The organism is Leptospiraceae bacterium (assembly GCA_016708435.1).
Lineage (GTDB): Bacteria > Spirochaetota > Leptospiria > Leptospirales > Leptospiraceae > UBA2033.
This window is the reverse complement of the sequence record JADJFV010000003.1, coordinates 1-15,281: the sequence shown is the minus strand read 5'-3', so window position 1 is coordinate 15,281 and position 15,281 is coordinate 1. Positions and strand designations below refer to the sequence as shown.

Sequence of the window (15,281 nt, the reverse complement as noted above, 5' to 3'; positions counted from 1 at the left end):
ATTTTTTTAGCAATGATTTTAGCAGTAACGGTTAATCCTGCGTATGCAGAGAAAACAATAGCCGAGGAAACTCAGAAATTGGCAGAGGATAATGGCAAACCTGTAAAGGGAGACGAGAAACCTAAAAAGGTTTTAAAGCTTACTCTCAAGGAAACTGTCCAGCGCTCTGTTGAGTTTAATCCAACGATTCGCAATGCAAAATATGAATTGGTAAAATATGATTCTGGATTCATGAAATCCGAATCCAAGTATTCTTGGAGATTAGTGGGTGGTGCCGAAATAGTAGAAAGTAAACTCCCCTACAACCAGGCAAACCTTCTTTCGGGAACCAAAAGTCAAACCAATCGTTATAATATGGGGATAGAAAAAATCTTCAATACGGGAACCTATTTTAAAATTGATGCGAGCACGCAACGATTTGATAATAACGCTTTCGAAGATCCATTGAAGAGTCCTAGCGGCTTCCGCGGATTAGCCATTCCTCCTTTGTATACGGGTGCTATCACAGCAACCATATCGCAAGACCTGCTCAAAAACACATTTGGCTTACAAGACAGAAATAACCAAAAGATTTTGAAAAACCAATCCGAAATTACAAAAGAAGATTTATCACTTCGACTTTCCAATACGATTGTAGCTGCCCTTGTGGATTATTGGAATTATTCGGTATCGGACTCCTCTACTACAACGTTCGAACAACTTTTAAAAAACACAAAAAATATCCGTGATTTAACAAAGCAAAAAACAGGACTTGGTCTAGCTGAAAATTTTGAAATCAATCAATGGAATGCACTTTATACCCAAACCGAAAACCAATTAGAAAGAGCAAAATTAGAGCGGGATGAAAATAAACGCAAACTTATTCGTAACCTCAACTTAACTTCTGATTCAGAAATTGGAAATATTACGGATCTAGAAACAGAACTTCCGACCAATTTAGATTATGAAAAGGATTTGGAATTTGCTTACAAAAACCGAGGCGATTGGAAAAGTATGAAGCTTAGAAAAGAGATTGCAGAGCTTTCCATTAAAAATGCGAATGACAATGCACTTCCCTCTTTAAAAGTAAGTGGGTCTTATGCATATCAGGGGCAAACACTGATTTCACCCCAAGAAAATTTTGTAAATGGAACCAATGGAATTCCTTCTTTAAAATACCACAATCTAAACGCGAGTGCAAGGCTTACCTACCCTATTGCTGACACCGGTGTAAAAGCAGAAATGCGTGATGCGCATATACTCCAACGCCAAGTCGCCATCATGGAAGATGATCTTAAGAAAGAAATTGCCGACGAAGTAAGAGCTCGTGTGGATGCAGTGATCATAGGTCATAAAATTCTACAAAATGCAATGAAGACTCGCAAAGAATCAGAGAGTTATTACAATGGGTTACTCGGTAGTTTCCGCCAGGGAAGATTTACTGCTGTGGCTGTAAAAAATGCGTTAGACACTTTAGTCCAAAATGAATTACAGGAAACACAGGCAAAGATTAATTTTAATATCAACATTCTACGCTATGAAGTTGCAAAGAATTCTCTTCTAAAAAAATTCGATATCGACGTAGACAAAATTATTCCAGACGAATTCTAATTTTTAGCCACAGAAGCATCCGAGTGCAATCTTATATAAAGATGAGAGACTACGGAAAATTAAGCCATGACTTGAGTATCATGAAAATTTCTTTCTCGACTACAAAGTAAGAATCAATTTTATTCTTCTAATAAGATTTTCTTTACGAAATAACCTTTCTTTTTAGCCTAAACTAATGAGTGATTCTGATTGGAAGGAAATTAAATCCGCAAGGCCATCGAATATTGCAAGGACAGCATCAAATAGTATTTTTATAATCATATACTCAGTCTATGACTTCGGCTTTGCTTTGTATTTTGGAGTCCTGGTCTTTTTTATCTCACTATTCTGGTTCTGGTTTATAGAGAATAGATTTAAGACTTACAAAAAGTATCCGCTACTTTGGTATATCCCTGCTTCGATTGATATTTGCTTTATTACAGTTTGCGTCTATTATACCGGCTTATCTTATTCACCCGCTCTTTTAGGATATGTGTATTCTACAGCTACTAGTTCAATTGATTTAATTCGAGCTAGAGGACTGTATGCAACATTTGGAAATTGTTTCACATTTCTCGCAGTCTTAATCCTGACAAAGTTTGATGTATTCCCGTATACGAACATCGTAAATCAATCAGTCACAGAAATCACTCTTTTTTCCATTTTATTATCCACGGCACTTCTATTCCTTGCCTGTGTAACGGCTAATAGCGTTATATATCAAATCTATTTTCAATTTCATGAGAAGAACAATGAACTGAGTTCTTCTTTGGATAAAATTAATTTATTAAAATTACAACAAGACGCAGACTATGCATTAACCGCTAGACTCATGGAACCATTTGTAGGCAATTTTGCAAAGAGTAAATCTGTAGAAATAGAGTTTCTATTAAAACAGAAAAAATCTTTTACCTTTAAGAATCAAACGCTTGAAATCGGTGGAGACCTACTCATTGCGGATGAATTGTATTTTAATAATCGCAAATTCATTTTTTTTATGAATGCAGATGCTATGGGAAAATCGATGCAAGGAGCTTGCGGAGCTTTAGTGCTCGGTGTCATTTGTAAATCCATTCTTGCTAACTCGGAAAGCAACACAAAGGATAATAACACTTCTCCCCAAGAATGGCTAATCAATTCCGCAAGGGAAATGCATAGAATATTTGAATCTTTTGAAGGAGCAATGTTAGCCTCCGTGTTCATCGGATTATTGGAAGAAGGAACCGGTAATCTATACCACATAAATGCAGAGCATCCAGAGGCAATTCTCTATCGAGATGAAACAGCCGCTCTATTAAAAGATCATCACGATTATAGAAAAATCGGGACTCTCGGAGCCTTATCCCATTTCCCACATGTCGAATACACCCAATTAGTCGCTGGCGATGTTTTATTCATTGGCTCTGATGGTAAGGATGATTTGATTCTCAATTCAACCAAACAACGAACGATAAACCAGGATGAATTTCTATTTCCGAGAAGCGTTCAAAGAAGAAAAGGCAACCTCCCGGAAATAGTAGCGGAATTGAAAACTTTTGGAGACTTTAGTGATGATTTAAGCATTTTAAAAATTACTTACCATGGATTTGCGCATGAATAAAAATCCAGTCGAAACCAAAAAGGATTTTACAGATAGGTCTTAGCTTTAAACAGTTAAAAATAGAGTTTCGTTTAAAAGTATCAGCCGATACTTAGAACAAATTCACGGATTTTTACTAAAAACTTAAGGGAGTATAGGAAATGAACTCTACTAAGAGTTATATAAACACTTCAGTCGGAAAAAAAATTATCATGGCGATTACGGGACTCATGCTTTACGGGTTTGTAATTATGCATATGGTTGGAAACCTACAAGTTTTTGCCGGACCGGAGAAATTAAATGCTTATGCAAAATTTCTTCAAAGTCTCGGAGGACTTTTATGGGTAGCAAGGTTTGTTTTATTAGCAGCGGTGGGAATGCATATCTATGTTGCAGTGAAACTCACCTTAGAAAATGCAGCAGCACGTCCCGTTCCATATCTTAAGCAGCAAACGCGCGTTGCCTCTTATGCATCGAGAACGATGAAGTATTCGGGGCTAATTATATTCGCCTTCATCGTGTATCATTTGCTTCATTTTACATTAGCCGTAACAGATGCAGAGGCAGCAAGACTAAAAGAAATGCATGATGTATATGGTATGGTGGTCGCTGGATTTTCAAATCCAATTGTATCTTTGTCTTACATCTTTGCGATTGGTTTACTCTGCATTCACCTCAGTCACGGTTTTTTTAGCTTATTTCAATCACTCGGAATCAACCAACCAGAATATGACGCAAAATTAAAACTAGCCGCAAACATCTTTGCTCTTGGAATTTTCCTCGGAAACAGTTCCATGCCTGTAGCTGTATTATTAAAAATTGTAGCCTAATAAGGAGTAACCAATGGCATTAAATTCAAAAATTCCTTCCGGTCCTTTAGAAAATAAATGGGAAAAACACAAGTTCGAAATGAAGCTTGTAAATCCCGCCAACAAAAGAAAGTATGATGTAATCGTAGTAGGCTCTGGTCTTGCTGGGGGCGCTGCTGCTGCAACACTTGGTGAGCTAGGATATAACGTTAGTTGCTTTTGCTACCAAGACAGTCCACGTCGCGCTCATAGTATCGCAGCACAAGGTGGTATCAATGCTGCTAAGAACTATCAAAACGATGGAGATAGTGTTCATAGACTTTTTTATGACACAATCAAAGGTGGTGACTTTCGCGCAAGCGAAGCAAACGTTCACAGACTAGCAGAGATTAGCCGCAATATCATAGATCAGTGCGTTGCGCAAGGTGTTCCATTCGCTCGTGAATACGGTGGACATTTATCCAATCGTTCGTTCGGAGGAGCACAAGTTTCTAGAACCTTTTACGCAAAAGGACAAACTGGTCAGCAATTACTCCTTGGAGCCTACTCTGCATTATCCCGCCAAATTGGTCTTGGAACTGTTAAGATGTACAACCGCACCGAAATGTTAGACGTTGTTATTGTAAACGGACATGCGAAAGGCATTATCGTAAGAGATATGGTGACAGGAAAAGTTTCTTCTCATTCAGCAGACGCTGTAGTATTAGCGACAGGTGGATATGGAAACGTGTTTTATCTTTCCACTAACGCAATGGGTTGTAACGTAACAGCGACTTACCGCGCTCACAAGAAAGGTGCGTTATTCGCTAACCCTTGTTACACTCAAATTCACCCTACTTGCATTCCTGTTTCCGGTGAATATCAATCCAAACTAACACTTATGTCTGAGTCTTTACGTAACGACGGAAGAATCTGGGTTCCAAAGAAAAAAGGAGACACCGCTCTCCCGATCAAATTCCAGAAGACGAAAGAGATTACTACTTAGAAAGAAAATATCCAAGCTATGGCAATCTAGCTCCTCGCGATATTTCATCAAGAAGTGCGAAAGAAGCTTGTGACAATGGTCTTGGTGTTGGTCCCGGTGGTCTTGGAGTTTACTTAGACTTCTCCGCTGCAATCAATCGACTAGGCGAAGATGTAATCAAAGACAGATACGGAAATCTTTTCGACATGTATCAGTGCATAACAGCAGAAAACCCTTACAAGGTTCCAATGCGTATTTATCCTGCTGTACATTATACGATGGGCGGTCTTTGGGTTGATTATAACCTGATGAGTAATATTCCAGGACTTCATGTAATCGGGGAAGCAAACTTCTCTGACCACGGTGCGAACCGACTAGGAGCTTCTGCACTCATGCAAGGTCTCGCTGACGGCTACTTCGTATTACCCTACACGATTGGTGATTATTTTGCGAACAATCCTTCTAAGAAAATTTCTACCGACGCTCCTGAATTTAAACAAGCAGAAGCAGAAGTAAACGGAAGAGTAAACAAACTACTTGCTGTCAAAGGTAAAAAAACTGTAGACGAATTCCATCGTGAGCTTGGAAAGATTATGTGGGATTATTGTGGTATGGCGCGAAACAAAGCTGGTCTTGAAAAAGCAATCAAGCTTATTCCTGAACTCAGACAAGAATTCTGGAACAATGTAAATGTGCTTGGAAAGAATGAAGAGATTAATCAATCTTTAGAAAAAGCTGGTCGTGTAGCTGACTTCTTAGAATTCGGAGAGTTAATGTGTAGAGATGCACTGAACCGAGAAGAATCCTGCGGTGGTCACTTCCGTGAAGAATACCAAACCCCTGATGGAGAAGCACAACGTAACGACGATAAGTTTTGTTATGTTTCCGCATGGGAATACAAAGGCGAAAACCAAAAACCGGTTGAGCACAAAGAAGAGTTGTCTTACGAAAATATAAAACTCGCACAAAGGAGTTACAAATAATATGGGTTCTATCAACGTTAAATTAAAAGTCTGGAGACAAAAAAATTCTGAGGATAAAGGCAAATTTGTAGATTACGAAGCGAAAGACATTAACACTCACGCTTCCTTCTTAGAAATGCTCGATGTAGTCAATGAAGGTCTAGAGAAAAAAGGCGAAGAGCCTATCGCATTTGATCACGACTGTCGCGAAGGAATTTGCGGTATGTGCTCTATGATGGTAAATGGCGCTGCGCATGGACACAGAAAAGGAACTACTACTTGTCAACTCCATATGCATAATTTCAAAGACGGAGACTCTGTCGTAGTTGAGCCTTGGAGAGCAAAAGCATTTCCTGTGATTCGCGACCTTATAGTCGATAGAGGATCTTTTGACAGAATCATGCAAGCAGGTGGATTCGTTTCCATTAACACCGGTGGAGCGCCTGACGCAAATGCACTACCAATTCCAAAGGTAGATGCTGATTTGGCGATGGATGCTGCTGCTTGTATTGGATGTGGAGCCTGTGTTGCTTCTTGTAAGAACGCTTCTGCAATGCTTTTTGTTTCTGCCAAAGTATCTCAACTAGCCCTTCTCCCACAAGGTCAAGTGGAGCGCAAGGATAGAGTCAAAAAGATGTTAGCCGCTATGGACGCTGAAGGATTCGGAAATTGCACCAATCAATACGAGTGTGAAGCCGCATGTCCAAAAGAAATTAGCGTAAGTAATATCGCTAGACTCAATAGAGAGTATATCATGTCTTAGGCATTTTAGACCAACCTTTTTACGCCGAGACACAGCAATTTTTGGGCGTCCCTTAGGTCTCTACCCCTATAAATGAAATCTTCCATTCTAAAAAGCCTCTTCTTATTTGCAGCATCCCTCACCCTATTCTCAATTTCTCTATTACTTCGAGACCCCGTCTTATTAAAATTTAGATACTTAGGGCTAATTAGTGTTAACCTGATTGGGGTTGTTTGGTTTGTTCTAGCTGCAATGCATCGTAAGAAGAAAGGAGCTTTGCAGACATTATCTCTTCTCTTTGTTCTTGGCTCGATGGGAATTTCTCTTAGTAGAGAAGCATCTTTTCAATACAAGAAGAATTTCATACTCAATTACGACAAAAAGCTATTAGCCGCTTTTGCCAATCATATACTGGTAGGATTTCACGGAGAAAAAGAACTCAGTGAATTACTTACATTGCCCGTATTTGGTTTTTTCGTTACGCATCATAATGTAAAAGGACTTTCTATTGAGGAAGCAAAAGGTCTGATTTCAAAAATTCAAATCAGTCGTAAAGATAATAACTATGTAAATGCCTTCATAGCCACAGATCAAGAAGGCGGAAAAGTATCTAGACTATCTCCTCCTTTGCAATTACAAACTTCGTTAGGAGAAGTTCTAGCGGCTAATCCGAATATGTCAGATAAAGAGTTAGAAGAGAAGATTAACACTTACGCAAGGGCACAAGCAGAAGAGCTAAAGCACATTGGTGTCAATCTAAACTTTAGCCCTATTGTAGATTTAAAATTTGACAAAGAACCAAGTGCTTTTGATTTTTATAGTAGAATTTACAATCGTGCTATCTCAGAAGATCCAAAGAAAGTCGCTTTTGTTGCGGAACTTTACAGTAAGAAACTCTTAGAATATAAAATCATCCCTACTCTTAAACATTTTCCCGGTCTAGGTCGTGTATCGGAGGACACTCATTTTTTTAATGCGAGTCTTACTAGCACACTCGTAGAGTTAGAGAAATCTGATTTAATCCCGTTTTTACGTATAGCGCATACTGTAGAATACCCATTCATAATGTTATCTCATTCTACTGTTACTAGCTTAGATAGTAAAAAACCTATTTCCATTTCCGAAAAAGCAATTCAAGAATACATACGTCCTAGATTTCCAATCACAACTGTTTTATCCACAGACGATATGAACATGGGTCCTATGATGTATGCGAAAGGCGGAATCGGTGCGTCAGCCGTCACAGGTATCAATGCAGGCTTAGATATTTTGCTTATTTCTTATGATGGTGAGCAGATATATGAAGTATTGTATGCACTTATCATTGCCGACCAAAAGGGAAACCTAAATCAGGAAAGATTAGAACAAAGTAAAAAACGACTTCATCGGCTCCAAGTTTTCTCTTTGCCATAAAAAATCATTCATGGAATAAAGACGGACTCATATCTTTTTTTCTTTATTTAACCAAGAGAGTTTGGTTCTGGTTGACTGAAGATGTGTTTTCTTGAATCTACCGAGTATTAAAAGTTTTCAACATTAACAATTCTTTTTTTGTTCTGTTTCGTGTGCTCTGGTACCAAACTTAAACTCTTCCGCTAGAACGAAGATTTTTTTTCTCCAATTCTCTTGCGGTCATGATTAGCATTTGTAACCTATTTTCAATATTTCCAATGCTAATATCGGGGTCATAGTCTAGAGATAGTATTTGAATATCGTTGTATTTTTCTTTAATTGCTTTGATTAAACCTCGACCTGAGATATGATTGGGAAGACAACCAAAGGGCTGAACGATGATAAAGGATTTAATTCCTTTTTTAATCATAGCAATAATTTCACCGGGCATGAGCCAGCCTTCTCCGGAATTAAAAAGAAATATCAAAACCTCACTCGCATTCTTGCTAATTTCATATACAGTAGGTCTATATTCATAAAAGCGAAACGATTTCATGATTTTATCAATTGGCTTTCTATTAAAATTTACAACACCTTCTATGATTTGTTGCATTACCCAATCTTTTAGTGGAATCTCAGAAAACTTTTTTTCGTGCGCATACTTATAATTAACCATCTCTTGCGAAAAGAAATCGGAAATGGGTGGAAGAATTGTTTCCATATCGTTCTTTCGCAAATATTCGATTAGCCCGTAATTCGCTACAGAGTTATAATTAACCAGTATCTCCCCAATGATTACTACTTTTGGTTTTGGATTCGATCTATCAATTTCGATTTTATTAAATGCAGGGACTGCTTCTTTTAAAACTTTTTTGCTCTTCGAAAATTAGTCATGAGAGCATCCATTCCTTTATCCATATAATGCTTGAATACTTTTCAGTCTCACCTTGATTTTTCTCATAGGGCAAAAGTTTTCTGTCTCATCTCATTTAAAGATTCCCAGATAAGCATTCCTTGAAGGGCAATTATATCCCAATAAAAACCAAGTCTAAATCCGGGATGTGTTTCGTAGATATCAGAACCGTTAGTCACTATAGGAATATCAGAATATCCACTCTCATCCAAACTTTTTCGAACAAGGGTAAAATACTGTAAGGCTCTACAGGCATTGCATCTTTTTCCGAGTGCAATTGCAATTTCATCTCTTTTATAATTTCCATTTTTTAATCCATGTAAGACCTTCTCCTACATTTAATTGAGCAGGAAAACAAATATCGTTATGCACATATCTCTTCCCTAATTCAACAGCTTCCTCATTGGCAAATGGAAATATTCCTGCCTTGTATCCATTTCGTTCAATGGCTACTTTCATGATCTGAGAAAACTCGGGAAACATATTTGGCATTAAAACTGTTCTTTTTTACTGTCTTTCTTGTGAAAATTGCTCTTTGTTTTTCTTTATTTTCTGCCATAAATTAATACATTAGAAACCGGAACGGTTAATCTAATTATTCCTCCTTGTAGTTGCTAACATTTCTTTTGCACGTTTATTTTTAATGGATTCAATGAATGATTTGACCCTGATATTGATTGGTCCTTTGTTTTCACCCTCATCTAGTTTTAAGACAAGTGGACTTTTTCCTGAATACTCTTTTAGAACTCTATCTAATTCGTCACTTATGATTGCATCATGCCCACAACCAAAACTTACAATTTGCACAAGTTCTAAATTGGGTTGGTCATTTGTAAAAATAGCCGCACTGTAAAGCTGGGTATGAAATTCATTATTTGTATCCACTCTCAAATCATGAAAAGTAATATCATTGATTTCAGGTATTCCGTCTAACGTGATAACTGGAATATCCATTTTTGTAAAATGAACTGCTAGTTCGTGATTGATAAAATTATCGTAATGATAGGGTCTACCGGCGATTAACACTGCAAACCGATCAGTGCCTTTGAGAGAATTCAAAATTCGTTTTGATTCTTCTATTAATTTTGATTTGAACAGATTATTGGCATTATCCGCTTGCTCAATTGCCTTTAAGACAATTTTTTCTTTGATTCCCAACTTTTCTTTTGCATAGAGTGCAATCTGAGCGTTTCTAGATTTTATAGATTCAAATTGAAACGCAGGAGTATCATATTCTATCCCAAACTGTTTTGGGTTATCGTTGATTCTTACAATCTCTGCATAACCTTGAATCACAGGACACATCCAGGAATTCTGTGAATTTTTATTTTGCTTAATAATCTTTTGCAAAAGAGGATTAAATATCCGATCTACTTTTTTTTCTATGAGATCTAAAATATGTCCATGGACTACTTTTGCAGGAAGACATATCGTATCCGAGGAAACAGAGCCAAGCCCAGTCTCAAACAATTTATAAGAAGTAGCACTCGATAATTCTACCTTGTATCCGAGGGATAAGAAAAATGCTTCCAGAACGGCAAACTATTGTAAAACTCAAGGTCTTTGGAATTCCGATCGTTTGATTCTTTGGCGTATCCACAATGGAAATAGGAAACTCAGATACCAAAAGTTTTTCTCTAAAGCTTAGCATATCCGGTTTCGATTTTGTTTTGTGTTTATTGCTTTAATCTTTTCTTTTACTTCTGGATTTTTTGGGTCTTCAAGAATTTCTCCTTTCTCACATCTGTTTCCAGTTACATAATAACTATGATTGGAAAATTCCACAACGGAGCGATTGCATGAATTAGAGCAAAATTTACAAACCACAGAAGGTTTCTTAATATACTCAAATTTTTCCAAATCTTCCCATGAAATAAAAAGTCGGAGAATAACTTCCATTTGCCTGTATATCCTTCTCAATCTTTTCTTTTGTTAGAATGGCAATACCAATCGCTCCCATTTCACCCGGATGATCGGGACGAATGACCTCTTTTTCAGTCAATAACTGAAAGGCTCTCAGGATTGCATCATTTTTAAAGGTTCCACCTGAACTACAATTTATTTCCCAATAAATCTATATTAGATATACGTAATACTTTTGTCAGTGCGTTTTCTATAATTGATTTACATAGTCCGGCAAATATATCTTCTACAGACTTACCATTTTTTTGTTCTGTGATGATAGAGGAATTCATAAATACAGTGCATCTAGAGCCAAGCACAGACGGATAATTGAATTAAACGCTAGCTCTGCAACTTGTGAAATGGGAATTTTTAAAGTAGAAGAATAGGTATCTAAAAAAGACCCACATCCCGCACTACAGGCTTCATTCAATACAAAATTTGTTGGAATCCCATTGTGAACAAAGATTGCCTTCATATCCTGTCCACCAATATCTAAAATAAAACTAACATCGGGGCAATTCATTACAGCCGCTCTTGTGTGTGCAACCGTTTCTACTGTGTGATAATCAGTGTTAAACGCTTTATGAATTAGCATTTCCCCGTAACCGGTAGAGCCTGCCCCGATTACTTTTAATAGAATATTTTTTCTAAGTAGGAATTATAAATCTCTAGAAGTCCACCTTTAATTACTTGAATTGGATCTCCTTCATTGTTTTTAAAACTTATCGAGTAATTTTCCATCCTTATCTATAAGAACAAATTTACTCGTTGTAGAGCCAGCGTCTATTCCGATGTAAACCTCAATTACCTTGCGACCATTCGGTGAGTAGGTATCCAAGTAAGATTTAAAATCAGGAATTTTATAACGTCTATTGAATTCTTCTCTTTCTGTTTTATCTTTAAAATAATTAGAGTTCAGTCTTGCGAAATTCTTTTTATGATCGAATACTCGATTTTCTAATGCTTCTAGATTTGTAGGCTTATAGAGATTATCCTTTTCTCCAAACATATCTTGAACAGAAAGAGCAGCACCAAAGGCTACAATTACTTCTGGATGCTGGGGATAATAATTTCATCACTTGCTAGATTAAGTCTTTCTTGGAAACCTCTATTAGCCTCGGATTGAATGTGTGGACCTCCTTCAAATATTACAGGTCCTTCAATTTTGATTCCCTGTGCTAAACCGCCTATGGTCTGCTTTGCAATGGCGTGAAATACAGATAAGGCAATATCGTTTTTAGAAATTCCCTGGTTTAGTAATGGTTGCACATCTGTCTTAGCAAAGACTCCACATCTTCCCGAAATATCATAAACCCGATTTCCCTTAAGCGCATACTCATTAAAATCCTCTGTAGAAATTTTTAAAAGCTCTGCCATCTGGTCGATAAAAGCACCTGTTCCACCGGCACAACTTCCATTCATTCGCATATCGTGCACTAGGTTGCTATCAGTGTATTCATCCTTCTTAAAAAAAATCAATTTTGCATCTTGTCCACCGAGTTCAATTGCAGATTTTGTCTCTGGATATAATCTTTTGATGATAATGCTATTAGCCACCACTTCCTGAATAAAAAAAGATTGTAAAAGCTTTGCTATATCAAAACCACCACTTCCGCAAATTGCCAACCTAAATTCGTCTTCTGGATACAGTTGGTGTGCTTCTTTTAGTAATGTCAGGACAGTCTTGGATTGCTCCGAATTGTGCCGCATATACTTAAAATGAACAAGAGAATCCTGCTTCTCAGGATGAACCAAAGCAATCTTAACAGTCGTAGAACCAACATCGATCCCAGCAAAATAAAATATTTCCATATTCTAAGATGTTTTTAAAACTATTCTAAATTTTTAAAGTAAAAAATCTGATAATATTGGAGACAAATAAAAACTATTCAGAATTTTCGTTACCCAATAGCTTAATCCTACAAAATTCTCAGTAAAAGACTAGAATCAGGTAAGAGTAGTCTATCAAATATTCATCCTGTAAATCTTGTTAATCCTGTCTAAGAAAAATCTCTTTACCACAGGCAATAGATACCCTGTATCTCATTTTTACTATGAATGACACTATCAAAGATACTGTAAATCATACTCCTGCTTTTCCGCTAAATTAACCCCACCCTATTGAATCATTAAAAGTTTTTCGCAATCTTGTGGTGTTTGGCAAAACGGTAATCCTTTTTAAAAATTGTAGAAGAATTTATAAGTATCTTTACCATTAGCCTTAGCAGTTTGAAGAAGCGAATACCTGAATGCACTTGCAAAAGCACCAACAGGTGAACCAGAAAAGAGCCAATTTTTTCTTCCTAGAACAAGGGACGACGACTCGACTTAGATTCTCGCAAGATGTGTAAGGTGGTGTGTGTGTAAACTTCGCCATGAGATAAATATAATACGAGTTTGTCCCATTGACCGATTGAATATCGTCTTGCTTTTCCAAGATCAGAGTCCCTTCTGGTTTTGTAGTGAGGTCTTGTAGGTGAAGGTAGAGAGCGTCTAATATCGGTTTGGCTTTCTCTTGTCTGATTCGAACAATTTCAGAAAACATCTCCTTTTGAAATAGGCCTAAAGTTCTCATTTCCTCTTCTACTTTGTAAAGCTTTCAATTTGATTGAGAATATTTCTAGCAATTGGATTTTATTTGCCTTCCAGATTTTCTCAAACTCTTCTTGCATGCAGCCTACAACCTGCATGGAGTATATATTCATTATCCCGGAAATGCATCGTAACCTGAATCCATCTGTCTGGATAATTCCATTATACCCTTTCAAATATCTCTTCAGAAATTCCACACTTCGAGGTCACGATACATATAAAGGGTCGTTCAAAAGTTCACCACGAATTGTACATATGAACTGTGGTATCACTTCGACCTTCTTCTTTATGAACTTGTAAACGAGTCTCATCAATTCCCAAAAGCCTTCCGCTCAAGAGGTATATTTTTGTAAAGGAAAATAAATGTTGATACCGCTCGTAAACTCCTATCGTCCAATTGCAGAGGGTAGCTCTTGTTGTATCTCAACTTATGTCAAAGAAGAAATATACTTTCCATTCTGTAAAAGGAATATGGTCAAGGAATTTACTGATTAAAATGTATGTGAGTAATTCAGGAGTTAAATGGCTCTTAGGTAAAATCTGCGGAGGCATTTCTGCGGTTACTACGATTTTACCCACTTCATTTCTTCATCACCTTCGCAATGTTTTGAGGCATATTTAAAACGAATATGTCTTTCAATATAAATTTTTGCAGGAATGTGTATCCAAGTTTATCAGAAAACTTTCCTCTCCGATTCTTCCAGCTCATGACCACAGTTACAAATTTTTCTGACTCAGGAATATCATGAATGATTTCTTCTTTCAGGAAGGTGTTCAGGTGGTGGCTTTCTGCCCACTTTCTTTCTTTGAAATGATTTTACATGAATCGTTTCACTATGACCATCAAAGATTTTTCTTCATCATTGATTCCTTTTTCTTAACGCCATTAAATAGAAACCCAAGCCACAATTCACTCGGATCAATTTTCTCTGAATTTCTTCCAAGATTTTTCTCCAAAGTTAAATATTTGTAACTCTAACTTTAAGAATCTTATTTTGCTTAATCTCATTCTCTTTTTGTTAATGATTGTTTTATCCTGTGTGAGAGAAGTATTTTCTTTAACTAGATTTGCATTTGTCTCCTCAAGCTGCATTATGCTTGTTTGCCAGAGAACGAATGTATTGTTGTAAAAATTCAATATCAGCGGGGGAAGATTTTCCAGGCAGATTCTGCAATTTTTAATTTGCATTCTGCCTGAATTGGCCACACATTTTTATTTTGAATTAGAAAAATTATAGGTTCAACACTGTGTTTTCCTTGTGTCAATACCGGAAAGTAACCAGATTAACTCTTTCTTCATAATATTTATATATTTTAATGAGGTTAAATGGAAAGTTGCCTTTCTCTCAGGCTCCTTCATCCACATACAAAACCATTTCCATCCCAGTAGATTATTTTAATTAACCTCTGTGGTTTGACCACAGAAAACGAATAGACTCTTCTCCGAATGGATCAAGATTCATTCCGTTTTGCACAAGACCAGTGAGCCCATTTTAGGGTTTCTCATATCTATATACTGAAAGGATAAAGAAGATTTTTTAAATTGAAAGGATTTGTTTAATATCATAATCGTATCCTCAAACTGATTTCGAATTTCCAATTCTCTAAAATCCGTAATTCAAAATAGTTTCCAATTTCCCTTCCTCTTCTTGTATTTGAATTGGATTCCAGTCCATACTTCTTTCCACTTGTCCTCTGTTGCCAATTCATAAAGGGTTTGGTAACGTATTCCATTCTGTCTGCAATACTCGAAAGCGCCCGCCACGCCCGCTAATTGCACAATCAATAAACGTGTTCATCTTTTGTTTTTTATTTTCTATCCTTACACTTTAGCATATTCTAATACTTTTGGAA

The 15,281-nt window shown here is 36.9% G+C and carries 17 protein-coding genes and 2 pseudogenes; 6 read left to right on the top strand and 13 right to left on the bottom strand.

Features of this window, described 5'->3' with window-relative positions:
- The first annotated feature begins 12 nt into the window (after positions 1-12).
- From IPH52_07490 to IPH52_07465, 6 genes and pseudogenes are all read left to right on the top strand, one after another.
- On the top strand, positions 13-1,590 hold the full coding sequence (locus IPH52_07490; protein ID MBK7054886.1) for a TolC family protein: 1,578 nt from the start codon (positions 13-15) through the stop codon (positions 1,588-1,590).
- 175 nt (positions 1,591-1,765) lie between these two features.
- Positions 1,766-3,169, top strand: coding sequence for a serine/threonine-protein phosphatase (locus IPH52_07485; GenBank protein MBK7054885.1), 1,404 nt, complete (start codon positions 1,766-1,768; stop codon positions 3,167-3,169).
- Positions 3,170-3,309: 140 nt separating this feature from the next.
- On the top strand, positions 3,310-3,978 hold the full coding sequence (locus IPH52_07480) for a succinate dehydrogenase cytochrome b subunit (protein ID MBK7054884.1): 669 nt from the start codon (positions 3,310-3,312) through the stop codon (positions 3,976-3,978).
- Between the two features lie 13 nt (positions 3,979-3,991).
- A pseudogene (locus tag IPH52_07475) lies at positions 3,992-5,904 on the top strand (fumarate reductase/succinate dehydrogenase flavoprotein subunit).
- A gap of 10 nt (positions 5,905-5,914) precedes the next feature.
- On the top strand, positions 5,915-6,646 hold the full coding sequence (locus tag IPH52_07470) for a succinate dehydrogenase/fumarate reductase iron-sulfur subunit (GenBank protein ID MBK7054883.1): 732 nt from the start codon (positions 5,915-5,917) through the stop codon (positions 6,644-6,646).
- A gap of 72 nt (positions 6,647-6,718) precedes the next feature.
- Positions 6,719-8,038, top strand: a complete 1,320-nt coding sequence (locus tag IPH52_07465) for a glycoside hydrolase family 3 protein (GenBank protein ID MBK7054882.1) — start codon at positions 6,719-6,721, stop codon at positions 8,036-8,038.
- Between the two features lie 169 nt (positions 8,039-8,207).
- Here the strand turns inward: IPH52_07465 and IPH52_07460 are convergent, their stop codons facing one another.
- The 13 genes and pseudogenes from IPH52_07460 to IPH52_07400 form a co-directional block, all read right to left on the bottom strand.
- Entirely contained in the window at positions 8,208-8,738 is a 531-nt protein-coding gene (locus tag IPH52_07460) for a hypothetical protein (protein ID MBK7054881.1), read from the bottom strand.
- 236 nt (positions 8,739-8,974) lie between these two features.
- Positions 8,975-9,142 carry a hypothetical protein gene (locus IPH52_07455; GenBank protein ID MBK7054880.1) on the bottom strand — a complete coding sequence of 56 codons (168 nt, stop codon included), beginning with the start codon at positions 9,140-9,142 and terminating at the stop codon, positions 8,975-8,977.
- Between the two features lie 82 nt (positions 9,143-9,224).
- Complete coding sequence (locus IPH52_07450) at positions 9,225-9,422, bottom strand: hypothetical protein (protein ID MBK7054879.1); 198 nt, start codon at positions 9,420-9,422, stop codon at positions 9,225-9,227.
- A 99-nt stretch (positions 9,423-9,521) separates the two neighbouring features.
- Positions 9,522-10,463 (bottom strand): hypothetical protein, encoded by a 942-nt coding sequence (locus tag IPH52_07445; GenBank protein MBK7054878.1) that lies wholly within the window; start codon positions 10,461-10,463, stop codon positions 9,522-9,524.
- A gap of 111 nt (positions 10,464-10,574) precedes the next feature.
- Positions 10,575-10,829, bottom strand: coding sequence for a hypothetical protein (locus IPH52_07440; GenBank protein MBK7054877.1), 255 nt, complete (start codon positions 10,827-10,829; stop codon positions 10,575-10,577).
- Positions 10,777-10,932, bottom strand: a complete 156-nt coding sequence (locus IPH52_07435; protein MBK7054876.1) for a hypothetical protein — start codon at positions 10,930-10,932, stop codon at positions 10,777-10,779. The genes IPH52_07440 and IPH52_07435 overlap by 53 nt, the downstream gene beginning before the upstream one ends.
- A gap of 189 nt (positions 10,933-11,121) precedes the next feature.
- Positions 11,122-11,430, bottom strand: coding sequence for a hypothetical protein (locus IPH52_07430; GenBank protein MBK7054875.1), 309 nt, complete (start codon positions 11,428-11,430; stop codon positions 11,122-11,124).
- A gap of 120 nt (positions 11,431-11,550) precedes the next feature.
- Positions 11,551-11,844, bottom strand: a complete 294-nt coding sequence (locus tag IPH52_07425; protein ID MBK7054874.1) for a hypothetical protein — start codon at positions 11,842-11,844, stop codon at positions 11,551-11,553.
- Positions 11,845-11,879: 35 nt separating this feature from the next.
- On the bottom strand, positions 11,880-12,647 hold the full coding sequence (locus tag IPH52_07420) for a hypothetical protein (GenBank protein ID MBK7054873.1): 768 nt from the start codon (positions 12,645-12,647) through the stop codon (positions 11,880-11,882).
- 409 nt (positions 12,648-13,056) lie between these two features.
- Entirely contained in the window at positions 13,057-13,410 is a 354-nt protein-coding gene (locus tag IPH52_07415; protein MBK7054872.1) for a hypothetical protein, read from the bottom strand.
- Positions 13,411-13,664: 254 nt separating this feature from the next.
- Positions 13,665-13,841, bottom strand: a pseudogene (locus tag IPH52_07410) (transposase).
- Between the two features lie 9 nt (positions 13,842-13,850).
- Positions 13,851-14,006, bottom strand: coding sequence for a hypothetical protein (locus IPH52_07405; protein MBK7054871.1), 156 nt, complete (start codon positions 14,004-14,006; stop codon positions 13,851-13,853).
- A gap of 340 nt (positions 14,007-14,346) precedes the next feature.
- Complete coding sequence (locus IPH52_07400) at positions 14,347-14,565, bottom strand: hypothetical protein (protein ID MBK7054870.1); 219 nt, start codon at positions 14,563-14,565, stop codon at positions 14,347-14,349.
- Positions 14,566-15,281: the final 716 nt, after the last annotated feature.